The sequence below is a fragment of the Streptomyces scopuliridis RB72 genome (genome assembly GCF_000718095.1).
Classification (GTDB): domain Bacteria; phylum Actinomycetota; class Actinomycetes; order Streptomycetales; family Streptomycetaceae; genus Streptomyces; species Streptomyces scopuliridis.
Map to the genome: position 1 here is coordinate 329566 of NZ_JOEI01000007.1, position 25393 is coordinate 354958.

At 72.3% G+C, this 25393-nt stretch carries 18 protein-coding genes; 9 read left to right on the plus strand and 9 right to left on the minus strand.

Going from position 1 to position 25393, the window contains the following annotated elements; translation table 11 throughout:
* Nucleotides 1-42: 42 nt before the first annotated feature.
* Both IF11_RS0110530 and IF11_RS0110535 read right to left on the minus strand, forming a co-directional pair.
* Entirely contained in the window at nt 43-3354 is a 3312-nt protein-coding gene (locus IF11_RS0110530; RefSeq protein ID WP_240627553.1) for a tetratricopeptide repeat protein, read from the minus strand.
* Nucleotides 3355-3391: 37 nt separating this feature from the next.
* The gene (locus tag IF11_RS0110535; protein WP_276311261.1) at nt 3392-6052 is read right to left on the minus strand and encodes a bifunctional FO biosynthesis protein CofGH; all 2661 of its coding nucleotides are present in this window, start codon (nt 6050-6052) and stop codon (nt 3392-3394) included.
* A gap of 227 nt (nt 6053-6279) precedes the next feature.
* Between IF11_RS0110535 and IF11_RS0110540 the strand changes: the two genes are divergently transcribed.
* Nucleotides 6280-7845 carry a CehA/McbA family metallohydrolase gene (locus tag IF11_RS0110540; protein WP_030351246.1) on the plus strand — a complete coding sequence of 522 codons (1566 nt, stop codon included), beginning with the start codon at nt 6280-6282 and terminating at the stop codon, nt 7843-7845.
* A gap of 72 nt (nt 7846-7917) precedes the next feature.
* Here the strand turns inward: IF11_RS0110540 and IF11_RS43155 are convergent, their stop codons facing one another.
* Together IF11_RS43155 and IF11_RS0110550 are read right to left on the minus strand one after the other, a co-directional pair.
* Nucleotides 7918-8055, minus strand: a complete 138-nt coding sequence (locus tag IF11_RS43155; protein WP_157848427.1) for a hypothetical protein — start codon at nt 8053-8055, stop codon at nt 7918-7920.
* A gap of 120 nt (nt 8056-8175) precedes the next feature.
* The gene (locus tag IF11_RS0110550) at nt 8176-8970 is read right to left on the minus strand and encodes an SDR family NAD(P)-dependent oxidoreductase (protein WP_030351248.1); all 795 of its coding nucleotides are present in this window, start codon (nt 8968-8970) and stop codon (nt 8176-8178) included.
* Between the two features lie 102 nt (nt 8971-9072).
* Here IF11_RS0110550 and IF11_RS0110555 point away from each other — a divergent pair, with 102 nt between their 5' ends.
* Complete coding sequence (locus IF11_RS0110555; RefSeq protein ID WP_030351249.1) at nt 9073-9693, plus strand: TetR/AcrR family transcriptional regulator; 621 nt, start codon at nt 9073-9075, stop codon at nt 9691-9693.
* A gap of 80 nt (nt 9694-9773) precedes the next feature.
* Here IF11_RS0110555 and IF11_RS0110560 read toward each other — a convergent pair whose 3' ends face one another.
* The gene (locus IF11_RS0110560; protein WP_051745757.1) at nt 9774-11318 is read right to left on the minus strand and encodes an FAD-dependent oxidoreductase; all 1545 of its coding nucleotides are present in this window, start codon (nt 11316-11318) and stop codon (nt 9774-9776) included.
* 212 nt (nt 11319-11530) lie between these two features.
* On the opposite strand from IF11_RS0110560, the gene afsR reads away from it, so the two are divergent.
* The 4 genes from afsR to IF11_RS0110580 all read left to right on the plus strand — a co-directional run bounded on the left by afsR (nt 11531) and on the right by IF11_RS0110580 (nt 16729).
* Nucleotides 11531-14482, plus strand: coding sequence for an SARP-family global regulator AfsR (gene afsR, locus IF11_RS0110565; protein ID WP_030351251.1), 2952 nt, complete (start codon nt 11531-11533; stop codon nt 14480-14482).
* Nucleotides 14483-14747: 265 nt separating this feature from the next.
* The gene (locus IF11_RS41250; RefSeq protein WP_165840619.1) at nt 14748-14900 is read left to right on the plus strand and encodes a hypothetical protein; all 153 of its coding nucleotides are present in this window, start codon (nt 14748-14750) and stop codon (nt 14898-14900) included.
* Between the two features lie 139 nt (nt 14901-15039).
* The gene (locus IF11_RS40805) at nt 15040-15204 is read left to right on the plus strand and encodes a hypothetical protein (protein ID WP_157848428.1); all 165 of its coding nucleotides are present in this window, start codon (nt 15040-15042) and stop codon (nt 15202-15204) included.
* A gap of 733 nt (nt 15205-15937) precedes the next feature.
* Nucleotides 15938-16729 carry a hypothetical protein gene (locus tag IF11_RS0110580; protein WP_030351253.1) on the plus strand — a complete coding sequence of 264 codons (792 nt, stop codon included), beginning with the start codon at nt 15938-15940 and terminating at the stop codon, nt 16727-16729.
* A 17-nt stretch (nt 16730-16746) separates the two neighbouring features.
* Here IF11_RS0110580 and afsK read toward each other — a convergent pair whose 3' ends face one another.
* Together afsK and kbpA are read right to left on the minus strand one after the other, a co-directional pair.
* Nucleotides 16747-19227: a protein serine/threonine kinase AfsK gene (afsK, locus tag IF11_RS0110585; protein ID WP_030351254.1), complete on the minus strand. Its 2481-nt coding sequence runs from the start codon at nt 19225-19227 to the stop codon at nt 16747-16749.
* Between the two features lie 122 nt (nt 19228-19349).
* Nucleotides 19350-20273, minus strand: coding sequence for an AfsK-binding protein KbpA (gene kbpA, locus IF11_RS0110590; protein WP_063759152.1), 924 nt, complete (start codon nt 20271-20273; stop codon nt 19350-19352).
* 271 nt (nt 20274-20544) lie between these two features.
* On the opposite strand from kbpA, the gene IF11_RS0110595 reads away from it, so the two are divergent.
* Nucleotides 20545-21192, plus strand: a complete 648-nt coding sequence (locus IF11_RS0110595; RefSeq protein ID WP_030351256.1) for a TetR family transcriptional regulator — start codon at nt 20545-20547, stop codon at nt 21190-21192.
* 111 nt (nt 21193-21303) lie between these two features.
* Here the strand turns inward: IF11_RS0110595 and IF11_RS0110600 are convergent, their stop codons facing one another.
* Nucleotides 21304-21879: a TetR/AcrR family transcriptional regulator gene (locus IF11_RS0110600; protein ID WP_030351257.1), complete on the minus strand. Its 576-nt coding sequence runs from the start codon at nt 21877-21879 to the stop codon at nt 21304-21306.
* A gap of 116 nt (nt 21880-21995) precedes the next feature.
* On the opposite strand from IF11_RS0110600, the gene IF11_RS0110605 reads away from it, so the two are divergent.
* Complete coding sequence (locus IF11_RS0110605; protein ID WP_030351258.1) at nt 21996-22670, plus strand: pyridoxine/pyridoxamine 5'-phosphate oxidase; 675 nt, start codon at nt 21996-21998, stop codon at nt 22668-22670.
* Between the two features lie 118 nt (nt 22671-22788).
* A complete protein-coding gene (locus IF11_RS0110610; RefSeq protein ID WP_030351259.1) occupies nt 22789-23970 on the plus strand; it encodes a flavin-containing monooxygenase in 1182 nt (393 codons plus the stop codon).
* Nucleotides 23971-23983: 13 nt separating this feature from the next.
* Here the strand turns inward: IF11_RS0110610 and IF11_RS0110615 are convergent, their stop codons facing one another.
* On the minus strand, nt 23984-25339 hold the full coding sequence (locus IF11_RS0110615; protein ID WP_037727433.1) for an MFS transporter: 1356 nt from the start codon (nt 25337-25339) through the stop codon (nt 23984-23986).
* Nucleotides 25340-25393 lie beyond the last annotated feature (54 nt).

A 25393-nucleotide genomic window follows, 5' to 3' on the forward strand; every position in this document is an offset into this window, starting at 1 on the left:
CGGGTCTCTTCGGTCTTTTCTCCCCGGCCCGGTCTCCGGCTCCTACGTCCACCGGGCGGCGAACGCGTCGCGCGCGGCGGCGACCCGGGCGAGCCGGGGGCTCAGGTGGACGGTGTCGATGCCGGGGGCGCGCAGCAGCTCTTCGAGGTGGGAGGCCATGGTCGCGAGGTCGTCCCACTCGTATTCCAGGGCGAACAGGGTGTCGAGCGAGGCGTCCAGCGCCTCCCAGTCCCCCCGTACGGCCGCGCTCAGCATGGCCCCGTACGCGGGCATCTCGACCGCGAGGTCCACGGCCTCCGACAGCAGTCGCTCCAGCTCCCGCCACACCGGGACCCCGGCTTCCGCGCCCTCGGCCGTGGTCACCGTCATGGCCCGCTGGAGCGTGCCGTACACCGGCTCCTCGACGCTGTACCGCTCGGCCACCGCCAGCGCCTCGGCCCACTGCCCGGTCCGGCGCAGCGCCTCGCAGCGATCGTCCAGGTCGTCGTTGTCGGCGGTGGTCAGTTCGTCCAGCCATCGAAGGGCTTCCTCGGGCCTGCCCAGGAACAGGCACATGGCCGCCGCTCTGCGCCGGGCGTGGTCCGCGTCCGGGTACAGCTCGACGCACCGCACGAGATCGGCGTACGCCTGTTCCGGGCGGCCCGCGGCCTGTGCCGTCCTGCCCCGGCAGTAGTACGCCCACGAGCCGTTCGGATCGAGCTCCAGGGACCTGTCCAGATCCGCGAAGGCGTGACCGTAGCGACCGAGGGCGTGGTGGGCCATGCCCCGCTGGGTGAGCGCCCAGTCGCTGTCGGGCCGTTGGTTCAGCACCTCGGTGAGATCGGCGACCGCCTCCTCGTACCGTCCGGCCTTCAGCCGGGCCTCTCCTCGCTCCAGCCGGATCCACGGGATGTCCGGATCGGCGTCGACGGCGCGCTCCAGGTCGGCCAACGCGCCCGTGGGGTCGTCGAGTTCCTGGCGCAGCCCGGCACGGTGGGCCAACGCCCAGGAGTACTCGGGGTCCAGTTCGATCGCACGGTCCAGATCGGCGCGCGCCTCGGCGTCCCGCCCCAGCCGATGGCGGACGTACCCCCGGCTCGCCAGAGCCGAGGCGTGATCGGCGTCGAGCTCCAGGGTGCGGGTCAACTCCCGTTCCGCTTCCTCGTCCCGGTAGGCGAGTCGGTACGCCTCGCCGCGCTCGGAGGCGATCCAGGCTCTGTCCGGCGCCAGTTCGACCGCACGGTCCAGATCCGCGAAGGACCGGTCGGGTTCCTCCATGTCACGCAGCAGGCGGGCTCTGCGGACCAGCGCCCACAAATACTCGTCGTCCAGTTCCAGGGCGCGGCCGAGATCGGCCAGCGCGGCGGCGTGCTGCCCCAGCGCGTGCTGGGCGGCGCCCCGGGAGGCCAGGGCGAAGGCATCGGTCGGGTCGAGCACCAGGACACGGTCCAGCAGATCGACGGCGTCCTGGTGCCTGTCGGCCATCCGCAGCGTCTCCCCGTACTCTTCGAGGATCCAGGTCGTGTCCGGAGCCAGTTCGTCGGCCCGGCGCAGATCGGCCAGGGCGGCATCGGTCGCCCCGTTCAGCTGGTGGGCGAGGCCACGGCCGTAGTACGCCCTGGGCTCGTCCGGGTCGAGCGCGAGCGACCGGTCGTACTCGGCCAACGCCGCCGCGTGCTCGCCCGCCTCGCGCAGCTCCGCTCCCCGTACCCGGTGCGCCGCCGCGCGGCCCAGGGTGTCCAGACCTGCTCGGTCGAGCAGCAGGCCGAGGGCCTTCCGTACCCCTTCCTCCTCGTCGTCGAGGGCGGCCACCAGCCGCCGTCCCCACTCCCGGGCCGCCTCGTCGTCGGTGTCCGCACCGGCCTCCGCCAGTACCTGTGCGGCGCGGCGGGCCGCCGCCGGGCTCTCGCGGCAGCCTTCGATCACGTCCCGCAGCGCCCCGGGGAGCGCGCCGCGCGGGCTCGCGCACAACGTGTGGTACGTCTCCTCGAAGCGCAGCGCGCGCCACTCGGCGCTCTCCCACAACTCGTCGGCGCGCAGATCCGTCTCCGTCTCGGCGCGCCAGCGGGCGAAGCACGCGGCGAGCGCGGTGTGCCGCTCGCGCCAGCCGCGCGGGGAGCGGGTGCGCTGGAGGCGCAGCATGGGGGCGCGCACCACGCCGTGGTACGAGACCCCCGCGTCCTTGAGGGTGGCGAAGGGCAGCGCCCGCAGCCAGTCGTACAGCCCCGCCGCGTCCTCGGCCACGACCGCGCGGAAGACGTCCTCGTCCAGCCGGCGCGGCAGGGCGCAGGCGAGGGCCGCGACCCTCCGTACCGGGTCCTGCTCCCACTTGAGGAAGCGTTCGACGGCGGTGGCGCTGGGGTCGCCCACGTCGTGCGGGTCCGTGGGCTGGTTCTCCGCGAGCGTGGAGACGAGGACGGGCAGGCCGCCCGAGAGCCTGAGCACCTCCTCCACGACGGACTCGTCCGTGACCCGTTTCGCCGCGAGGAGTGTGCGCGACTCCCCTTCCGTGAAGGGCGCGAGCGGCAGATCCGTCACGAAGTCCGCGAACTCGCCCCAGCGCGCGGCGACGAAGGGGCGCTGGCCCGCCACCGTCACGACGACCGCGCCCGGGAACCGGCCGTAGGTGCTGGTCGTCATCAGGTCGCGCAACCAGGTGTCCAGGAAGGGCGCGGTCCGTTCGTACGTGTCGAAGAAGAGCGCGATCCAGGGGACGGAGCGGGCGATCTCGGTCAGTTCGGTGACCAGTACGGGGGTGAGGACCTGGTCCGGCTTCAGGACGAGCTGGACGTCCTCCTGGTTGCGGAAGCGCGCGCTCAGGGTGGCCCGCAGCCGGTCGGCTCCCGCCGCGAGGTGCTGGGTGTCGACCACGTCCGCGAACGCCCCGACGACCGGGACCATACGGAGCCCGATCACCCCGGCCGTGACGGCGGCGGTGGACCCGGCTGAGGCAACGGGAGGCTCCCCTCCCGCCGGACCGGCGCCCGCCGGACCGGCGCCCGACGCGGCCGCCGACTCGGCCTCGTGCCGCCGCTGCCGGTACGTGGCGAGCTGCCGGTCCAGTTGCTTGAGCGGATGCCCCTGCCGGCCGAGCTGTTCGGCGATCGCGGCCAGTGCCTCGGGGACGCTGCTGACGGACTCGTCCACGTACGCCGTCAGCGCGCCGCACTCCCGGGCGGTCCGCTCCAGCTCCCGTACGAGGGAGGTCTTGCCGACGCCCGCGTTGCCGTGGATATGGAAGAGATAGCGGTGCCGCTCGTCCTCGGGCGGGTAGCCGAAGTTCTCGCGGTACGTGCTCAGTTCGGCGCCCCGCCCGATGAATCTGCGGCGGCGCGCGATCAGTTCGGCCATCGACGGCTGATGCGCATGCGCCACGTACGTACTCCCCCGTGTCCGTTCCGCTCTCGCTCGCTCAGTCTGCCAGCAGCGGCAGCAGCTCCGGCAGATGTCCGTCCGAAGCCGCCGCCGCCCGCACCCGCTCCTCCGGGACCTCGCCGTACAGCGTCGTACGCGGCTTCGCCGGGCGGCCCGCCGCGTCCGCGATGGCGACGAGGTCCTTGACCGAGCGGTACGAACCGTAACTGGAGCCCGCCATCCGGGAGATGGTCTCCTCCATCAGCGTGCCGCCCAGATCGTTCGCACCGGACCGGAGCATCTCCGCCGCGCCCTCCGTGCCCAGCTTCACCCAGCTCGTCTGGATATTGGTGATGTGCGGGTGCAGAAGGAGCCTGGCCATCGCCATGACCGCGCGGTTGTCGCGGTCCGTCGGGCCGGGGCGGGCGATGCCGGCCAGATAGACCGGGGCGTTGGTGTGGATGAAGGGGAGCGTCACGAACTCCGTGAAGCCGCCGGTCTCCTGCTGGATCCGGGCGAGCGTACGGAAGTGGCCGAGCCAGTGCCGTGGCTGGTCGACATGGCCGTACATCATCGTGGAACTGGACCGGATGCCCAGCTCATGGGCGGTCTTGACGACCTCGATCCAGGTCGCCGTCGGCAGCTTGCCCTTGGTGAGGATCCAGCGCACCTCGTCATCGAGGATCTCCGCCGCCGTGCCCGGGATCGAGTCGAGTCCGGCCTCCTTCGCCGCCGTCAGCCACTCGCGGATCGACAGACCGGTGCGCGAGGCGCCGTTGACGACCTCCATCGGGGAGAAGGCGTGGACGTGCATACCGGGGACGCGTTCCTTCACGGCGCGCGCGATGTCGAAGTACGCCGTGCCGGGGAGGTCCGGGTGGATCCCGCCCTGCATGCAGACCTCGGTGGCCCCGACCTCCCACGCCTGCTGGGCGCGGTCCGCGACCTGGTCCAGGGAGAGGGTGTAGGCGTCGGCGTCCGTGCGGCGCTGCGCGAAGGCGCAGAAGCGGCAGCCGGTGTAGCAGACATTGGTGAAGTTGATATTGCGCGTGACGATGTACGTGACGTCGTCGCCGACCACGTCTTTGCGCAGCTCGTCCGCGATCCGGGTCAGCGCGTCGAGCGCCGGGCCGTCCGCGTGGAGGAGCGCCAGCGCCTGGTCGTCGGTGAGCCTCGTCGGGTCGTCGGCGGCCTGCGCGAGGGCCGACCGTACGTCCGTGTCGATACGGGAGGGCACCATGCCGGGGGCCGCGGCCTCGCGCAGCGCCTCCCAGTCGCCGTACACCTCGTCGAAGTCGTCGCGCCGGTCGGCGGTGCGGCCCTCGGTGTCGATCGTGCGGTGCAGATCCGTACGGCCGGTGGCGGTGAAACCCTCGTCGGGCTCCTGCCAGGGCAGCCCGGCCGGCCGGGTGTCCTCGCGGGCGAGGCCCGTCTCCGGGTCGGCCAGCGCCCGTACGTGCGGCATCAGCCGCGGGTCGAGCCAGGGCTCGCCGCGCGCGATGAACTCCGGGTAGATGGTGAGCCGCTCGCGCAGCGCGAAGCCGGACTCGGCGGTACGCGCGGCCAGTTCGTCGATGTGCGGCCAGGGGCGTTCCGGGTTGACATGGTCGGGCGTGAGGGGCGAGACACCGCCCCAGTCGTCGATGCCCGCGCCGATGAGCAGCGCGAACTCGCCGTCGACAAGATTGGGCGGGGCCTGGATACGGGCGGCGGGGCCGAGGACGTGCCGGGTCACGGCGATCGCGGCCGCCAGTTCCTCCAGCTCGGCGTCCGGCATCCCGCGCATCGCGGTGTCCGGCTTGGCGCGGAAGTTCTGGACGATGACTTCCTGGATGCCGTGGTACGCCCGCTGGACGCGCCGAAGCTCGAAGAGGGCGTCGGCGCGCTCCTCGTACGACTCCCCGATCCCGATCAGCACGCCGGTGGTGAACGGGACGTTGGAGCGGCCCGCGTCCTCCAGCACCCGCAGCCGTACGGCGGGCTCCTTGTCCGGCGAGCCGTGGTGCGGGCCGCCGGGCTCGGACCACAGCCGGGTCGCGGTGGTCTCCAGCATCATGCCCATGCTGGGCGCGACGGGCTTGAGCCGCTGGAGATCGGTCCAGGAGAGGACGCCCGGGTTGAGATGGGGCAGCAGCCCGGTCTCCTCCAGGACGCGGATCGCCATGGCACGGACGTACGCGAGGGTGTCGTCGTACCCCTCCGCCTCCAGCCACTCCCTGGCCTCGGGCCACCGGTCCTCGGGCTTGTCGCCGAGCGTGAACAGCGCTTCCTTGCAGCCGAGCGCGGCGCCCTGGCGCGCGATCTCCAGGACCTCGTCCGGGGAGAGGAACATGCCGTGCCCGGCGCGGCGCAGCTTGCCGGGGACGGTGACGAAGGTGCAGTAGTGGCACTTGTCCCGGCACAGCCGCGTCAGCGGGATGAAGACCTTGCGGGAGTACGTGATGACGCCGGGCCGTCCGGCCGCCGCCAGCCCCGCGTCCCGCACCCGCGCGGCGGACGCGGCGAGGTCGGTGAGGTCGTCGCCGCGCGCCTGGAGCAGCACGGCGGCCTCCGCGACATCCAGCGCGACCCCGTCCCGCGCGCGCTTGAGCGCACGCCGCAGGGCGTTGGCGGTGGGGGCCGCCGGTGCTTCCGGTGGTGCCGGTCGTTCCGGTCGTCCGGTCCGCTCTCCGGCGGGCCGGGGGGTCGTCGGTCGTCCTGTTCCGGGTTCCTCAGGCACGCGCGTCGTCATCCTCCGAGAATACGTTCGGTGCCGTGGCCTGCCACGACACGGGACTCCGGACGTGGTCGTCCCGTACGCGTCCAGGTTCTGGACTCTTCTCGGCCATTCGCCAACACCCTTCCCTTGCCTCCTGGTTCACGGCTCAATACCAGAGTTCGAACGCACGAAACGGGTGGTCGCGTCTGTGGCCACTTGTCCCTCTCGGCACCCTGGGAGCCGCCGGCATGTGCAAGGACCACGCAGACACCCACGACACCCACGACGCCCGCCACGACAGCGCGATCGCCCGACGAGGTCTTCTGGTGACGGGAGCCGCCGCCGCGCTTACGTTGAGTACCGTGAGCTTCGCGAGCGCCGCGTCGGCTGCCGAAAGCGGCGGCGGACAGACCGGCGACCAGACCAGAACCGTCCGCGGCACGCTGCCGCCCGGCTCCCCCGACTTCGTCCACCTGCCCGTCGAGGTACCGCGCGGGGTCAGCGAGATCCATGTCGCCTACTCCTACGAGCGCCCCGCCATGCCGGCCGGCACCCAGGGCAACGCCCTCGACATCGGCATCTTCGACGAGCGCGGCACGCGGCTCGGCGGCAAGGGCTTCCGCGGCTGGTCGGGCGGCGCCCGCACCGAGTTCTTCCTGCGCGCCGACGCGGCCACCCCCGGCTACGTCCCGGGCCCGGTGAACGCGGGCACCTGGCACATCGCGCTCGGCCCGTACACCGTCGCCCCGCAGGGCCTGGCGTACGAGGTGACGATCACGCTGAAGTTCGGCGCCGCCGGCGAGACCCCGAAGCCCGTGTACCCGCCGGAGCGTGCCAAGGGGCGCGGCCGGGCGTGGTACCGCGGTGACTGCCACATCCACTCCGTCCACTCCGACGGCAGGCGCACGCCCGCCGAGATCGCCGCGCTCGCCAGGGCCGCGGGCCTCGACTTCATCAACACCAGCGAGCACAACACGCATTCCGCGCACAGCGCCTGGGACGGCCTGTGGGGCGACGACCTGCTGATCCTCACCGGCGAGGAGGTCACCACCCGCAACGGGCACGTCGTGGCGCTGGGCATGGACGGCGGTACGTTCATCGACTGGCGCTACCGCGCCCGCGACAACCGCTTCGGCCACTACGCCCGCGAGATCCGCCGCGCCGGCGGTCTGGTCGTCCCCGCCCATCCGCACGCCACCTGCATCGGCTGCAACTGGAAGTTCGGTTTCGCCGACGCCGACGCGGTGGAGGTCTGGAACGGCCCGTACACGGTCGACGACGAGGTCTCCCTCGCGGACTGGGACAACACCCTGGTCTCCGCGGCCCGTTCGGGCCGCCCCTGGACCCCCGCGATGGGCAGCAGCGACTCCCACCGCGACCCCGACCCCATCGGCACCCCGCAGACCGTCGTCCTGGCCGAGGACCTCTCCCGCGACGCCATCCTCGCCGGCATCCGCGCGGGCCACAGCTATGTCGCCGAGTCCTCGTCGGTCTCCCTGGCCTTCGACGCGGCGGGCGGCCGGGGCAAGCACGCGGGCATCGGCGACCGGCTGCGCGTCGGCCTGGACGAACCGGTGACGGTACGCCTGGAGGTCACCGGCGCCCCGGGCCGCACCGCCCACATCGTCACCGACCAGGGCACCCTCCACACGGCCACGCTCCCGGACTCCGGCACGGGCACGGTCGAATGGCGCACCACCGCCGCCTACGCCACCTACGTACGCGCGGAGGTACGCCACGCCCCGAAGACCCCGGGCCTCCCGGGCGCACTCGCGGCCTTCACCAACCCGATCTTCCTCGGCACGACGGAATAGGAGCGGGTTCTTCCGGGACGGCCCACAGTGACAGCGGCCCTCCGACGACGCACGTTCGCCCGCTGCTTGCGGTTACTCCGGAGAACCGGCACTCGAAGCCGGTGTGGTCCTGCGGATGGCGCGCAGCATGGCGGTGAGGACAGGACCGTCGGCGGAGGGCTGCTGCTCGCTGATCGTCTCGTAGCCCCATGACTCGTACAGTGCCCTCACTTTTCCGTTCCCGGCCTGCGGGTTCACCAGGAGGGAGACCTGCTTCTCCGGCCGGTGCGCGAGCAGTTCGTCATGAATCCGCAGGGCGGTGCCGGTGCGCTCAGCTGGTGGGAGTCGGGGTCAGCTGAGGGTTTCGCCGCCGTCGACAGTGATGACCTGGCCGGTGACGTAGTTGTTGGCCATGAGAAAGAGAGCCGAGGCGGCGGCTTCCTCGGCGGTGCCGAAGCGGCCGAGGGGGGCGGTCGAGCCGGCGGCGGCCATCGCGTCGTCGGAGTCCAGCCCCGGCCGCGAGCGCAGGAGTGGGGTGTCGACCCGGCCGAAGCGGACGGTGTTCACGCGCACGCGTGCGGGGGCGAGTTCCACGGCGAGGGCCCTCGTGAGGGTCTCCACGGCGCCGACGACCGACAGCGGGGCGGTCATTCCGGGAACGGGGCGGAGCACGAGGATTCCCGAGCTGAAGGTGAGCGAGCCTCCCGCGGGAAGGTGGGCCGCCGCCTTGCGGGCGGCGGTGAAGGCCGCCTGGAGGCGGGAGTCGAAGGTCGTGCGGATGTCGTCGACCGACAGCTCGGTCACGGGACCGGTGCCGCTGATGCCACCCGCGGTGACGAGCACATGGTCGACCCGGCCCGCCCGGTCGAAAGCCTCGTCGAGGGTCTGTTCGTCACCGGCGTCGCCCGCGACACCCAGCACGGCGTCGTCGGGACCTTCGGCCGGGCTCGCGCCGCGCACCCGGGAGACGGCGGCCTTCAGCCGGTCGGGGTCGCGGCCGACCAGCACGACGCGGGCGCCGACCGAACGCAGCAGAACGCCCGCCGCCAGCCCGATGCCCGAGCTTCCGCCGACGAGGACGGCGGTCGTACCGTCGAGGGCGCTCGGCAGCGGCGAACGGACAGGGATGGGAGTCGCAGTGCTCATGGGAAAGCCTTCCGATGAAGGAAATAAACCATCTAGTTGTTTTAGTGGGATCGATACTGCCGCTCGGGGGGAGCGGAGTCAACCGGATGGTTTAATTCAGCCATGGCCTACGACGCGGAGGACACCAGACGGCGGATCTTCGTCGCCGCCGCTGCCGAGTTCGCCGAGCGCGGCCTGGCGGGCGCCAGGGTCGACCGGATCGCGTCAGCCGCCAGGGCCAACAAGCAGGCCATCTACCTGTACTACGGGAGCAAGGAGAAGCTGTTCGCCGCCGTCCTGCGGGCGAAACTGGCGGATGTCCGCATCTCCCTCTCCACCGATCCCGACGCGGCAGCCGAGTCGGCCGGGCAGATGTTCGACTGGTTCCAACACCACCCGGAGCTGATCAGACTGCAGTTGTGGGAGGCACTGGAGGCGTGTGGCGGACCCGACGAGAACGAGTGGGAGCGCCGTGACGCTTTTCGCGGGAAGGCTCACCAGCTCGTGGACGGAGGCATGGCCCGCCACCTCCCCGAAGACGCACGCGTCCACGCCGCCCAGGACCTGCTGTTCACCCTCATGGGACTGATCGCCTGGAACTTCGTGGTGCCCGGGACGTGCCGCATGGTCCTGGACGAGGAGACCGACCAGGCCGCCCTTGCCCGCCGCCGCGAGACAGTGATGGAAGTCGCTCGCACACTCGCCGCCGACGCCGGACGCCCCCGCGGCGCGATCCCGGACTGACGGACGGGACCGGCTACGGGCCACCGGCGGCCCGTTGCCGGTCTTCCTCTCGCCAGAGGGTCAGCGGACCAGGGACGCGGTCACCGGGGCAGTCCCGCCCACTCCGCGAGGGCGCCGCTCAGGCCAGCCGGGTCGGGGCGGTCGGCCGCCCAGGCGATATAGCCGTCGGGCCGGACGAGCAGCGTGCGCGTGGCGCTGCGCGCGGACTCGGCGTACAGCACCGGCCCGTCGCCCGGCACCACCGACCGTACGCCTGCGTCCCCACGCGGTCCCACCACCACGAACCGGCCCGCGCGCAGCGCCTCGTACAGCCGCCCCGACGACAGCGCCAGATCGGGGGCGCGCCTGCCGACCAAGGGGTGGGCGCCGCGCGGGGAGGGGTACGCGATGCCGATGCCGGTGACCATGCGCATCGCGCGGTCGCTGAACGGGTGTGCGCGGGCGAGTAGTTGGGAGCCGGCCGAGCGCAGGGCGCGCAGTGGGGCGGACCGGGTCAGCGCGAGCCGGATGATGACCCCGCTGGCACGCAGCACCGTGGCGCCGACCGGGTGGCGCTCCGTGTCGTACGTATCGAGCAGCGCGTCGCCCGCCCGTCCCGCGAGCACGGCCGACAGCTTCCAGCTGAGGTTCGCGGCATCCTGAAGACCCGTGTTCATGCCCATGCCGCCGGCCGGGGAATGGACATGCGCGGCGTCGCCCGCGAGGAAGACGCGCCCCACGCGGTAGTGCGGCGCCTGCCGTTCGTCGCTGTGGAAGCGCGAGATCCAGCGAGGGCTGTGCATGCCGTAGTCGGAGCCGAGCGCCTGCCGGGCGGCTTCCCGTACCTCGTCGAGATCGGCGGGCGCGCTGTCGGGGAGTTGCCGGTCGCGGTTCCAGCCCATGACGCGGTACCAGCCGTCGCCGAACGAGCCGATCAGCGCGAAGAAGTCGCCCTCGGCGTTGGCCATCAGCGGGGCGGGCGGTGTCCTGGTCAGCCGGACGTCGGCCAGCACCATCGAGCGGATGACGGCGGAGCCGGGGAAGGGCAGCCCGAGGGAGCGGCGGACGGTGCTGGAGGCGCCGTCGGTGCCGACGACGTAGGAGGCGCGAAGCGTACGGGACTGCCCTTCCCCGGCTCCGGACTCGGACCCAGACCCGGACTCGGACCCAGACCCGGACCCAGACCCGGACCCAGACCCGGACTCGGACCCGGACTCCGCGTCCGCGCCCCCGACCCGCACCTCCACCCCGGCACCGCCGTCGTCCTGCCGTACGCCGGTCACCTCGGTGTCGTACAGGAAGGTGACACCCGCCTCGCGGGCGCGCCGTTCGAGCAGTCGCTCCACCTCGTACTGTCCGACAACCAGGACGTACGGGAAGCGGCTGCGCAGCCGGGTCAGATCAATGGCCGTCCGCGTGAGCAGCCGCAGTTCCCGTACCGGATATCCGCGCGCCACCAGCTCGTCGGCGAGCCCGCGCGCGTCCAGCTGCTCCAGTGTGCGGGCGTGGACGGCGAGAGCGCGCGTGAGATTTCCGGCGGCTTCCGGGCGGCGTTCGACCAGGGTCACGGAGTGTCCGGCGACCGCGAGATCCCCCGCGAGCAGCAACCCGGTCGGACCGGCACCCACCACGATCACATCGGTCATGGCCGCTGCCTCCTCATCTTCCGTACCAGCACGGTCACCGTCATACCAACACCCAGTAGTCAACTGGAGTCCTGCGCTCCGTGTCGTATGAGTCACCGGCGGTCCCGATCCTGTCGAGGGCTTGTGCAGACCCCCACTCACTGCTGACGCGCAGCCGCCGACAAGGCAGACTGTCGAGGGCGATACCGGCAGTGGCAGGGGCAGGGGGAGCTATGGAACGTGACGGCGGGCCGCGCGTACCGGAGCAGCGGGCTCCGGTCGTGCCGGGTGACTCCGGCGAGCTGCGCTTCAGCGTGCTCGGACCGGTGCGCGCGTGGCGCGACAACGAGCCGGTGCCGCCCGGGTCGCCGCAGCAACGCGCCCTGCTGGCGGCCCTGTTGCTGCGCGACGGACGCACCGCCACGGCCGGTGAACTCATCGACGCGCTCTGGGGCGTCGAACCGCCCTCGCAGGCGCTGGCCGCCGTACGGACCTACGCCTCGCGCCTGCGCAAGAAGCTCTCCCCGGGCGTGCTGGTCACCGAGGCGGGCGGCTACGCGGTACGGAACCGGCCGGATCTGCTGGATCTGAACGTGGCTCAGGAGCTGGCCACGGACGCGGAGAAGGCCCGCGCCGCCGGGGACCGCAACCAGGCCCGCGCGCTGCTCAACAAGTCGCTGGGGCTGTGGGACGGCGAGGCGCTGGCCTCCGTACCCGGCCCGTACGCCGAGACACAGCGCGCCCGGCTGGAGGAGTGGCGCCTCCAGCTCACCGAGACCCGGCTCGATCTGGACCTGGAGGTCGGCTGCCACGCGGAGGCCGTCTCCGAACTGACCGTGCTGACCGCCGCGCATCCGCTGCGCGAGCGGCTGCGCGAGCTGCTCATGCTGGCGCTCTACCGCAGCGGCCGGCAGGCGGAGGCGCTCGCCGTCTACGCCGACACGCGGCGGCTGCTCGCCGAGGACCTGGGGGTCGACCCGCGTCCCGAACTGGCCCAGCTCCAGCAGCGCATCCTCCAGGCGGACGCCGAACTGGCCCGCCCCGTCGAGGAGTCCGTGCCGGCGCACACCTTCATGCGCCCCGCCCAACTCCCGGCGACCGTGCCCGACTTCACCGGCCGCGTCTCCTTCGTACGGGAGCTGGGCAAGCGGCTGTCCACGGTCGAGGGGTCCGTGATGGCGGTCTCCGCGCTCGCGGGCATCGGCGGCGTCGGCAAGACGACCCTGGCGGTGCATGTCGCGCACGCAGCGCGGACGTACTTCCCCGACGGCCAGCTGTACGTGGACCTCCAGGGCGCGGGCACCCGGGCCGCGGAGCCGGAGAACGTACTGGGCTCGTTCCTGCGGGCGCTCGGCACGCCCGACACCGCGATCCCCGACTCCCTCGACGACCGCTCCGCGCTCTACCGCTCGACGCTCGACGGCCGGCGCATCCTCGTCCTGCTGGACAACGCCCGCGACGCCGCACAGGTCCGCCCGCTGCTGCCGGGTACGGAGGGCTGCGCGGCGCTGGTCACCAGCCGGGTCAGGATGGTCGATCTGGCCGGCGCGCATCTGGTCGACCTCGATGTGATGTCGCCGGAGGAGGCGCTTCAGCTCTTCACCCGGATCGTCGGCGAGGAGCGGGTCGGCGCCGAGCGCAAGGCGGCGCTGGATGTCGTCGCGGCGTGCGGTTTCCTGCCGCTGGCCATCCGGATCGCGGCGTCCCGGCTGGCGGCCCGCCGCACGTGGACGGTCTCGGTCCTGGCCGCGAAGCTCGGCGACGAGCGGCGCCGGCTGGACGAACTCCAGGCGGGCGACCTCGCGGTCAAGGCGACCTTCGAACTGGGCTACGGCGCCCTGGACGCGGCCCAGGCCCGCGCCTTCCGCCTGCTCGGCCTGGCCGACGGCCCCGACCTCTCGCTGGCCGCGGCGGCGGCCGTCCTGAACCTGCCGCTCCACGACACCGAGGACCTGCTCGAATCGCTGGTCGACACCTCCCTGCTGGAATCCGCGGCGCCGGGCCGCTACCGCTACCACGACCTGGTCCGCCTCTACGCCCGTGCCTGCGCGGAACGCGACGAACAGCCGCCCTCGGAGAGGGAGGCGGCGCTGTCGCGGCTGCTGGACTTCTATCTGGCGACGGCCGCGAGCGTGTACGCCCTGGAGCGCCCCGGGGACCGCCTGGTGGACCACCTGGAGCCGACGTCGTACGAGGGCCTGTCCTTCACCGACCGGCACGACGCGCAGGACTGGCTGTACGCGGAGGCCAACTGCCTGCTGGCGTTCGTACGCCAGTGCTCGGGCGCGCGGACGCTGCGCCGCTCGGTGGATCTCCTCTGGGCCTCTGTCGACCTGGCCGAGTCCGGCGCCAACTCCAAGCAGTACGAGGAGGCCGCCGCCGTCCTGCGGGAGGCCGCCCACGCGGCGGGCGACCAGCGGGCCGAGGCGCGCGCCCTGGTGGTTCTGGCCAATGTCCACCAGTTGGTGGGCCGCTTCGAGGAGGCGGACGGGGAGGCCGGACAGGCGCACCGGCTCGCGGAGGCGGCACAGGACCCGCTGCCCAGCTGCTGGGCCGCGAACGCCCGGGGCGTCATCGCGCTCTTCCAGGGCCGGCACGCCGAGGGCGAGAAGTATCTGACGCGCTCCCTTGAACGGTTCAGGGCGGCGGGGGACCGCGCCGGTGAGGCGAGCGCCCTGTGCAACCTCTCCCGCATCCGGCTGGCGACCGGACGTACGTCCAGCGCCGTCGCCCTGGCCCAGCAGGGCATAGACATATACGACGGCCTGGGGCACTCCCTGCGCGGCGCGAACGGCCGCTACGCGCTGGGGCTCGCGCTCACCCAGGCCGGGCAGCTCGGCGACGCCGCCCAGCGGCTCCACGAGGCGCTGGGCGTCTTCCGGGACAGCAGGCAGCGGCTGTGGGAGGGCATGACGCTCTGCCGGCTGGCCGAGACCGATCTGGAGGGGCACAAGCCGGCACAGGCCGCGTCCAACGCCGAGATGGCACTGACGGTCCTGCGCGGTATCGGCGGGGAGTGGCGGCGCGGCAACGTGCTCACGGTCCTGGGCCGGGCGCTGCACGGCATCGGGCAGACCGGCCGCGCCCAGGTCTGCTGGCGCGAGGCGCTGTCCCTCTACGAGGACCTCGGTTCGCCCGAGGCGGCGGACGTACGCGCGCTGCTGTCACCGGCCGCCGCGGCGTGATCCCGGGCCTGATTCCCGGCGCGACCCCCGACGTGATCCCCGGCGTGATCCCCGGCCCCAGTGGGACGTTCATCGTTCGTTTATCGCCACCCGCCACTCTGGTTCACGTCGGGTCGTCGTATCGGGGGGCAGACGGAACGACACGGACCGGCGCACCACGGTGAACGGTCCCCGAGGTGTCCGTCCGACGGTTTCCGGGGGAGCTGTCGGACGGACATCTCCCAGCCCATAAGGCACATGTTGGAAAACAGGGGAGATATCGATCATGGGTGACAAGCAGAAGGACGAGACGGTACTCAAGCCGAAGGACATCCACGCGACGTCCACCGGCGGCGAGAACACCGTCAAGGACATCCATGCCACAGGCGGCGAGGCCACCACTCAGGGCGACATCCACGCCACTGGTGAACCTGCCTGAATCAGACCTCTTCGACGGGGGTGACGACCGCGGCGGCGCGGAGGGGGGGCCGTCGCGGTCGTGGCATGTCCGGATATCACCACTGCGAGCGCGGCCGACGCGCCTACGCTTCAAGAATCCCTGCCGTAAAGGATTTGAGATGACACTCGTCAAGCGCATTCTGGTCACCACGGCTCTGGCAGCCGCGGCGGCCGCGGGTTCGGCGGCGCCGGCCCTCGCGGCCGGCGGCCACATAACGGCCGCCCCTCAGGACCATGGCGACACTCCCGTCGTCGTCACCCCTCAGGACGTGCACGCGACCTGAGGCGGACCACGCACGAAGAGGCGGGGCGGGGGGCGGGGGCCCCCCCCCCCCCCCCCCCCCCCCCCCCCCCCCCCTGCCGTCCAGCTCGACCTGCGTGTCGCCGAAGTCGACGACCGAGCCCGACGCGTCCTCGAACGTCACGTCGACCTCGTACGTGTCCGTCAGACCGGGTGCGGCCGAGACCTGCACGGTCGCGTAGGTGACGGCCTTCCGCTTGCCCTTCGCCCTGCTGACGCAGGTGACGATCCGCGCCTCGGCGCCGGCCGTCGCCGTGGGCGTCGGGTCGTCGTACGAGCTGCCGGACGAGCCGTAGTCGTCGTCGGAGTCGTAGTCCGAGTTCGAGTGCGAGCCCGAGTACGAACCGTTGCTCTTCTTCGAGTTGGAGCAGCCGCCACCCCCGCCGCTGCCGCCGCTCGACCCCCTGCTCTTGCCGCTCTTGCCGCCCGTGGAGGACGAGAACCCCGTCAGGGCCAGCACCACCACGACCAGTACCGCCGCGATTTTCAGACGTCGACGCATCACGCTTGAGTCACTCCCCCGTTGTACTCATTCACCCGATGGCCCACGGGTTGACCTGCCCATGAACCTGTCAATCGCGCGCGACACCCTAGCAGTTGGGCCGTCGGCGCCCCCGTCGGCGTGGCGGGCACCGGACGGTCGCGTGGCGAGGGCCGGATACGCGGCGTAGCGTCGCCAGCGGAGCACGATCACGCACCGCGAAGGAGGGCCGGCGATGGTCCGCAACATCCTCGGCTCGCTGCTCGCTCTCATCGGAGCGGCCGCCGCCGTCCTCAGCCCCTTCCGTCCCTGGTACGACGGCCGGGAGGGGAGCGACTACCCCGTCACCGACCTGTTCAACGGGATCTCCGGCAACGGCTCGGCCGTCGTCGTCTCGGTCGCGCTGCCCTTCCTCTTCGCCGCCGTGGTCATGCTGTTCGGCGTGGTGCTGCGCTCGCGGGCGCTCGTGGGGCTGGCCGGTCTCGCCGTGCTCGGCTTCACGGTCCTGTGGATGGTGCGCCAGGGCCAGTCGGCGGACGGTCTCGGCGTCAGCGCCAACGGCACGGGCCTGGGCACCGGCATCGCGTACGCCGCCGGCGGCGGGATCGTCCTGCTGTTGGCCGCGCTGGTGATGAGCGGCCGCCGGCACCGCGCCCGGCGGCGGAGCCCGGAGCCGCAGTACGACTACGAGGCCCCGTACCAGCAGCAGCACCCGCCGCCGTATCAGCCCCCGTACGAGCAGCAGTACCAGCCGCAGTACGGGCCGCCGCAATACGAGTCACAGCAGTACGAGCAGCCCCAGTACCAGCCGCCGTACGAGCCGCGGCACCGCCACGACCCGTACGGATACCAGCCGTACGCATACGAGCCCCAGCCGCCGCCGTCCTCACCCCCGGAGGAGTGGTCCCGGCACGACGGCGACACCCAGTCGCTCCCCCGGGTCACCGACGAGCCGTGGAGCCCGAGCTCCACCCCGCCGCAGGGACCGCCGCCCGAAGAACCGCCCGCCGCGCCCCGGCCGCGCTGACCACCGACGGACGGGCGCTATCTCGACCCGCGCCCCGTCGCCGTCCCCTTCACCGCGTCCAGCGCGTACACACACCGGTCCTTGCTGCACGCGTACACCACGCCCCGCCGCGCCACGGGCGAGCCCGTGATCTCACCGCCGGTCGCCAGCTTCCAGCGCAGCTGGCCGCCGCTCGCGTCCAGGGTGTAGAGGACATGGTCGGCCGAGCCGAAGTGCAGCCGGCCGTCGGCGACGACCGGCGCGCCGATGACCTCGCCGCCCGCCGCGAAGCGCCACTTGGGCGTGCCCGTCACCGCGTCCAGCGTGTAGAGCGCGCTGCCGCTGCCGACATGGATATTGCCGTCCGCCACCAGCACCGGTTCGATCGACTGCCGGGACTCCGTCGCGATGCGCCAGCGGTCCTTGCCGGTGGTGGCGTCCAGCGCGTACACCGTGCCCAGATAGTCCGCGAGGTAGACACCGCCGCCGGTCACGGCCGGGCCCGGCGCGAAGGCCGGCGGGGAGAGGAAGACCGCGGGCGCCTCGAAGTGCCAGCGCACATGGCCGCCGGCCAGATCGATGGAGAGCACGCGCGTACCGGCCGAGACATACAACTGGCCGTCTGCGGCGGGCCGTACCCGCACCGGCACGCCCCCGCAGGAGGCGGCGTCCCCGATGGGGTACGACCACAGCTCGGCGCCCGTGCGCGCGTCCAGCGCCAGCAGCCGGGCGTCCTTCCACACGTAGACCGTGCCGTCATGGATCGCGGGCCCGGCCTCCGGGGTCTCGAAGTCCGTCTGGGCCCCGGCGGTCTCCCACAGCTTGTCGCCGTTCGACGCCTCCCACGCCTGGACGCCGCCGCCGCGCGTGCCGGTGACGACCGTGCCCCGGTCGACCTTCAGGGAGTACACCCAGGCGTCCGTCTGTAGCCGCCAGCGCTCTGTGCCGTCCGCACCGTCGAGCGCGTACAGCGTCGGCCCGTCCGAGGCGTGGATCCGGCCGCCTGCGACGGCCATCGCCCAGGCCACGTCCCTGGTCTTGAACTGACGGCGTCCGCTGGCCACATCGAGCGCGTGCACCTCGAAGGAGGTGACGTAGAGCAGATCGCCGTCGACGACCGGCGTGCCCCAGACGTCGTTGGACATCCGGAACCGCCAGGGCCGCCAGTGGCCGGGCGCGCCGTCGGGGGGCTGGGCCGGCGAGGGTACCGGCGGAGCGGCCGGGCCGGGCGCCGGGCCGGTGGGCGCCTCCGCGCCGTTCAGCCCGGCGGGCGGGCGGATCCAGCCGGTGGCGGGCCCCGCGTCGGCGGCGCCGACGCGCGTGTCCGCGACCCTCGGGCCGGGGCCGATCGGCACCGGCGATCCCGGCAGCCTGAGCGGGCCGTCCGGGGGCGCGGAGCGGGGCGCGTGCGGCAGAGCGGGCGGTGACATCGCGGCCGACGCCTCGGACCGGCCGGCGTGCTGGTTCTCGTTCCCGCCGGCGCCCTGCCGCGCCCCGCCCGGCCGCCACGCGGCGTCCCAGTCGGGGGCCGCCTGCGCGGGCACCGGCGGCTCGTGCGCGGGCCGCGGCGGTACGGCAGCGGCCACGGCGGGTCCGGCGTGCCGTACGGCGGGCGCGGGCCCCCGGCCACCGGCCCGGCGGCGCTCGATCATCGCGGTGGCGAGATCAGGCAGCCACGCCGACGCCGTACCGCTGTCGTCACTGCCCGAGGCGAAGAGATGCGGGGCCAGCTGGGCCTGGAGGTCGGCGGGCGAGGGCCGCTGCGAGGCGTCCATCTTCATGCACGCCTCGATGAGCGGTCTCAGCTCCTCCGGCAGCCCCTCCAGGTCCGGGCCCTCGCGCAGCAGCATGAAGACCGTCTCGACGGGGTTGCCGCCATGGAAGGGCGCGTGTCCGGTGGCGGCGAAGACGAGGGTCGAGCCGAGCGAGAAGATATCGCTGGCGCCCGTCACACTGCGCGAGTCGCGGGCCTGCTCGGGCGACATGTAGGCGGGCGTGCCCACGGCGACATTGGTCATGGTCAGCCGGGTGTTGGAGACCCCGGAGGCGATACCGAAGTCGATGACCCGCGGCCCGTCCTCCACCACCAGCACATTCGACGGCTTCATGTCGCGATGGACGAGGTTGGCCCCATGGATCGACTGGAGCGCCTCTGCGATCCCCGCCGCCAGCCAGCGCACCGCCTGGGCCGGCATCGGACCGCACTCATTCACTATTTCTTCCAGCGAGGGGGCCGGCACGTACGCCGTCGCCAGCCAGGGCACGGCGGCCCGGGGATCGGCGTCCACGACGGCAGCGGTGTAGAACCCGCTGACGGCGCGGGCGGCCTCCACCTCTCTCGTGAAGCGGACCCGGAACAACTGGTCCTCGGCAAGCTCGGTACGTACCGTCTTGATCGCCACCCGGCGGCCGGACGCCGAGCGCGCGAGATAGACCAGCCCCATGCCGCCGGCTCCGAGCCGACCGAGCACCTCGAAAGGGCCGATGCGCCTCGGGTCGTGCTGCGTCAGCTGCTCCACTTGCGTGCCACCTCCCCGTACGGGCCACAAAGGTACGGCCCCGTGCCCCCTGATTCTTCCTGTCGGAGGCGGCGGTTGCGAACCCGGGGGCGGATCGGGGTGTCTCATCCCGATCCGGACACTCATGTGCTCTCCTGCTCGGCTTCCCGCTCCGGCGCGGGCTCCGCCGCCGCTGCCGCCCCCTCCGCGGCCCCCGATTCCGCCCCGGATTCCGCCCCTGTCGCCGATTCCTCCCCTGCCGCCGGCCCCGGCGCGCGCTCCGGCTCACGCTTCGGCTCGGCCAGGACGGCGAAGTACGCGCCCTGGTTGTCCAGCAGCCCCGCCATCCGTCCGTAGTCGATATCGAACGGCGGTGCGGTGACCCGGCCGCCGAGCCGGACGACCGTCTCCGCCGTCTCGTCGCAGTCGTCGACCGAGAAGTAGCTGAGGAAATGGCCGGGCAGCTCCGCCGGGAACGCGTCCGTGATGACGCTGCGCCCGCCGATCGCGCTGCCCGGGCCCGGCTCGGAACCGGCCGGGGACCACAGCCGGAAGTCGACGTCGTCACCCGGGAGGTCCCTGCCCCGGAAGCCGAAGACCGTCTCGTAGAAGGGGTCGACGCGCTCCTTGTCCCTCGTATAGACCTCTGTCCAGCAGAAGGATCCCGGCAGGCCCGTCTTCTCGAAGCCCAGGTCCTCGCCCGCCTGCCAGAGCCCGAAGACCGCGCCGGCCGGATCCGCGGCCAGCGCCATCACACCGAACCGTCCGACGGCCAGCGGCTCCCGCACCATCTGGCCGCCCGCCTCCCTGATCCGCACGCTGAGCGCGTCGGCGTCCGGGGTGGCGAAATAGATGGTCCATACGGTCGGCATCCGGCCGTCCCGCTTGGCGACGAGGCCCGCGACGCGCTTCCCGCCGCTGAACGCCACGGTGTAGTGCCCGTCCTCCATGCCCCTGGCCCGGCCGAAGGTCCAGCCGAACAGCTCTCCGTAGAAACGCTTGCCCGCTTCCAGATCGGGAAGTGACACATCCACCCAGCACGGCGTGCCTTCCGCGAATGCGTCCATGTCCCGGACTCCTTCCGTAGGGATAAATAGAACAATTGCTGAATTATCCCAGCGTGAACCCGCCGCCACCCCGAGTTATCCACCGAAGTTGTCCACAGGCTGTTGATAACACTATTCAAGCCCGCACCTGCGCCGTCCGCCTCCCGGATCTCCCCGCGAGCCGCTCCCGAATCACCCCGCGAGCCATGAGCCGACCCCTGTGCGCGATGGCCGGTTCCCCATTTGCACTCGGCCAAATCGCGCTCGGATCACCCCTCGGTAAGCTGACTGCATGACAGGACAAGTGCGCACCGTCGACGGCCGCGTGGCTGGTCGACGCGGGCAGGCGACGCGGCAGAAGCTGCTCGACTGCCTCGGCGAGATGCTCAGCTCCTCGCCGTACCGGGACGTCAAAGTCATCGACGTCGCCCGCAAGGCGGGCACGTCACCCGCGACCTTCTACCAGTATTTTCCGGACGTCGAGGGCGCTGTCCTTGAGATCGCCGAGGAAATGGCCAAGGAGGGCGCCGGGTTGACCGCGCTGGTCTCCGGCCGCTCCTGGGCCGGCAAGGCCGGCTGGCAGACGTCCGAGGAACTCGTCGACGGCTTCCTCGACTTCTGGCGCAAACACGACGCCATCCTCCGGGTGGTCGATCTGGGCGCGGCGGAGGGCGACAAGCGGTTCAACAAGATCCGTCTGAAGATCCTGAACTCCGTGACCGGTTCCCTCACGGAGTCCGTGAAGGAGCTTCAGTCCAAGGGCAGGATCGACAAGGACATCAGCCCGGCGGCGCTGGCCGGCTCGCTGGTCGTGCTGCTCGCCTCGGTGGCCTCGCATCAGAAGGGCTTCCAGAGCTGGGGCGTGAAGCAGGCCGAACTGCGGCCTACGCTGGCCCAGTTGGTCCATCTGGGCGTCACCGGCAAGAAGCCCACGAAGTAACCCGCTCCATCTGAAGCAACCCCGCCGAAGCGGGCCGGCGCATGGGCCGGCGGCCACGGTACGTACGTACCGCGCGCCCCTCCTGTACCGCGCGCCCCTCCCCCCGTTCTGTCACGCCGGCGGCAGCAGCCGTTCCACCAGCGCTCCGATCAGCGCACCCGCCTCCTCCGCCGGGAACACCCCCGGAAGCGTCAGCTGCTCCACCACCAGCCAGTTGGTGGCCAGATAGATCATCTTGACCGCATCGGCGTCGCCGGGCAGACCGGCGTCCAGATGGTGCCGGACATTGGCCTCGACATCCGTGCGCACACGCTCGGTCAGCACCGCGCGCAGCGCGGGCCGGCGGGTGGCCTCCAGCCGCAGTTCGAGCAGGGCGAGATAGCCCGTACGGAACGCGGCGACGCGCCCCACCACCTCACGGACCAGCTCCACGACCCGCTCACGGGTGGCCGGTCCCGCCGCCATGGCCGCCATCGTCGCGTCGTCCGGACGCATCCGCTCGTAGATCCGGCCGCCGGCCTGGGTGAGCAGATCATCGCGACTGGCGAAGTAGTTGGACGCGGTGCCGTTGGGTACGCGCGCCTCGGTGTCCACGGCCCGGAAGGTCAGCCCGCGCGCGCCTTCACGGGCGAGCACCTCGATGGCCGCGTCCACGAGCGCCGCGCGCCGCGCCAGGTTCTGCCGCATGAAGCGTCGCCACCCTCTCTGTCGAACCACTCCGACTCTCGAACCACTCCGACTCTCGAACCACTCCGGGTCGAACCACTCCAAGTGTAGTGATACGGACGAGGTTGAATGGCCGCATGGACGACGACGACCGGCGGCAAGAGACCTTCCGCGCCCTGCTGCGCGCCCAGCCCGTCTGGGACACCGAACTGCCCGCGTTCGATCCGGCGGACGCCCCCGACGAGCCGCTGCCGCTGTTCCACCGCTGGTTCGCCGAGGCGGTGGCCGCCGGCCAGCCGGAGCCGCACACGATGACGCTCGCGACCGCCGACGAGCAGGGCAGGCCCGACGTACGGACCCTGATGCTGCATGACGCGGACGCGCGGGGCTGGCACTTCGCCTCGCACGCGACCAGCCGCAAGGGCCGTCAACTCGCCGCGCGCCCCGAGGCCGCGCTCGGCTTCTACTGGGCGGCGCAGGGACGCGCCGTACGCCTGCGGGGTGAGGTCCGTACGGCCGGCGCCGAGGAGAGCGGCGCGGATCTGCGGGTCCGTTCCACGGGAGCGCTGGCCTCCGCGCTGGTCGGGCGGCAGAGCGAAGTCCTCCGGTCGGCCGAGGAGTTGGCGGAGGCGAGCGCGGCGGCGTGGGAGCGCGCGCGGCGGGAGCCGGACACCGAGGCGCCGTCCTGGACCGCGTACACGCTCGTACCTGACGAGGTGGAGTTCTTCCAGGGCGACGCGGGCAGACAGCATGTGCGGCTGCGCTACCGGCGCGAAGGGAGCCTGTGGGTACAGGAGTTGCTCTGGCCGTGAGAGCCGTCGGCCTCCGTCGCCTCGGCGGCCGACGAATCGACGGATGTGATCGATTCGCAACCCATTTCCTATCTTGACCGAGACCCAACAAGTGAGGTTCCGGTTACGCTCAGCTCTCATGCCCGACGATTCCGACCCCGCCAACACCCTTCCCGTGTACGTCATCGGCGCCGGCCCCGGTGGGCTCGCCGTCGCCGCCGCGCTGCGGGAACAGGGCGTACGGGCCGTCGTACTGGAGAAGTCCGATGCGGTCGGGGCCTCCTGGCGCCGCCACTACGAGCGGCTGCGGCTGCACACCACCCGCCGGATGTCGGCCCTGCCGGGTCTGCGGATCCCGCGTTCCTCCGGGCGCTGGGTGCCGCGCGCGCAGCTGGTGCGCTATCTGGAGAAGTACGCGGAGCACCACGGCCTGGACATCGTCACCCGCGTCGAGGTCACCCGGGTCGAGCGCTCCCCCGACGGGACCGGCTGGCTGCTGCGGGCGACCGGCGGCCGGGAGCTGACCGGCCGGGCCGTCGTCGTGGCCACCGGCTACAACCACACGCCGAGGCTGCCGTCCTGGCCGGGCCTCGCGTCGTACGGCGGCGAGCTGCTGCACGCGGGCGAGTACCGTAACGCCGGGCCGTACGCGGGCAAGGACGTCCTGGTCGTCGGCGCGGGCAACACGGGCGCGGAGATCGCCGTGGACCTCGTCGAGGGCGGCGCGGCGCGGGTGCGCCTCGCGGTCCGTACCGTCCCGCACATCGTGCGCCGCTCCACGCTGGGCTGGCCGGCGCAGGCGAACGCCGTGCTGGTCCGCCGGCTGCCGGTCCGTCTGGTCGACCGGGCGGCCGGGGCGCTGGCCCGTTTATCGGTGCCCGACCTGTCGGCGAAGGGCCTGCCGCGCCCGGAGACGGGCCTCTACTCACGGGTCCGCGAGGGCGCGATCCCGGTGCAGGACGTGGGTCTGATCAAGGCGGTACGCGAGGGCCGGGTCGAACCGGTGGCGGCGGTCGAGTCCTTCGAGGCGGACAAGGTCGTGCTGGCGGACGGCTCCCGGATCACCCCCGAGGTCGTCATCGCGGCGACCGGCTACCGCCGGGCCCTGGAAGACCTGCTGGGACATCTGGACGTACTGGACGAGCGGGGGCGGCCGGTGACCCACGGCGGCCGTACCCCGGAGCAGGCCCGGGGCCTCTACTTCACGGGCTTCACCAACCCGATCAGCGGCAATCTCCGCGAGATGGCGATCGACGCGCGCAAGATAGCGAAGGCCCTGTCGCGCCGGTCCCGCCAGGGCCTGTCGCGTCGGTCCCGCTAGGGCCTGCCTCACGCTAAACCGCCACCGCCATCGGCCGACGCCTGATCACCAGCGCCATCAGCGCCGCTACCGCGCACAGCGCCCCCGACGCGTACCAGACCACGTCGTACGAGCCGAAGACATCCCGCGCCAGACCGCCCGCGAAGGCGACCGCCGCCGCGCCGACCTGGTGGGAGGCGAGGACCCAGCCGAAGACGATCGCGCTGTCCTCCCCGTAGTGCTCGCGGCACAGGGCGATCGTCGGCGGGACGGTGGCGACCCAGTCCAGGCCGTAGAAGACGATGAAGAAGAGCATCGGCGGATGGACGGAAGGCGCCAGCAGCATGGGCAGGAAGAGCAGCGAGACCCCGCGCAGCGCGTAGTAGACCGCCAGCAGCCTGCGCGCCTCGAAGCGGTCGGTGAACCAGCCGGAGGCTATCGTGCCGACGACATCGAAGACACCGATCACCGCGAGCAGCGAGGCGGCGGCCGTGATCGGCATGCCATGGTCATGCGCGGCCGGTACGAAGTGGGTCTTGACCAGGCCGTTCGTCGAGGCGCCACAGATCGCGAAGGTCCCGGCGAGCAGCCAGAACGGTCCGGTACGCGCCGCCGACAGCAGCACCGAGACCGCGCGCCGCGCGGCGCCCGTCACCGGCGCGGGCTTGGGTACGAACGTCTCCGCGCCATACGCGGGCAGGCCCACATCCGCCGGATGGTCCCGCAGCAGCAGCCAGACGAACGGGACCACCGCGAGCGCGGCCAGCGCGACCGTGACGGCGGCCGGGCGCCAGCCGTGGTGCTCCACCAGCCAGGAGAGCAGCGGCAGGAAGACCAGTTGCCCCGAGGCGCCCGCCGCGGTGAGGATGCCGGTGACCAGACCGCGTCGCGCCACGAACCAGCGGTTGGTCACCGTCGCGGCGAAGGCCAGCGCCATCGAACCGCTGCCGAGACCGACCAGCACGCCCCAGTACAGGACCAGTTGCCAGGCCGCGGTCATCCATACGGTCAGTACGGAACCGACCGAGATGATGGTGAGCGCGACGGCGACGACCCGGCGGATGCCGAAGCGGTCCATCAGCGCCGCGGCGAACGGCGCGGTCAGTCCGTACAGCGCGAGATTGACCGAGACGGCGAAGCCGATCGTGCCGCGCGACCAGTCGAACTCCGTGTGCAGCGGCTCGATCAGCAGACCGGGCAGCGAGGCGAACGCCGCCGCGCCGATGATCGTCACGAAGGTGACGACGGCGACGAACCACGCCCGGTGAATGCGCCCCGGCGCGCGGGGCGCGGGCGGCACGGGGGGCGTGGGCGGCGCAGGGGGCTCGTGTGGCGCGGAGGGGTCGGGCTGCGCGGAGAGGTCGGTTGTCTGGGGCACGTCAGACAGCATCAAGGGGCGTCACGCTACTGACGAGTGGCCCGACGGCCAGCATTCGCCAGGATC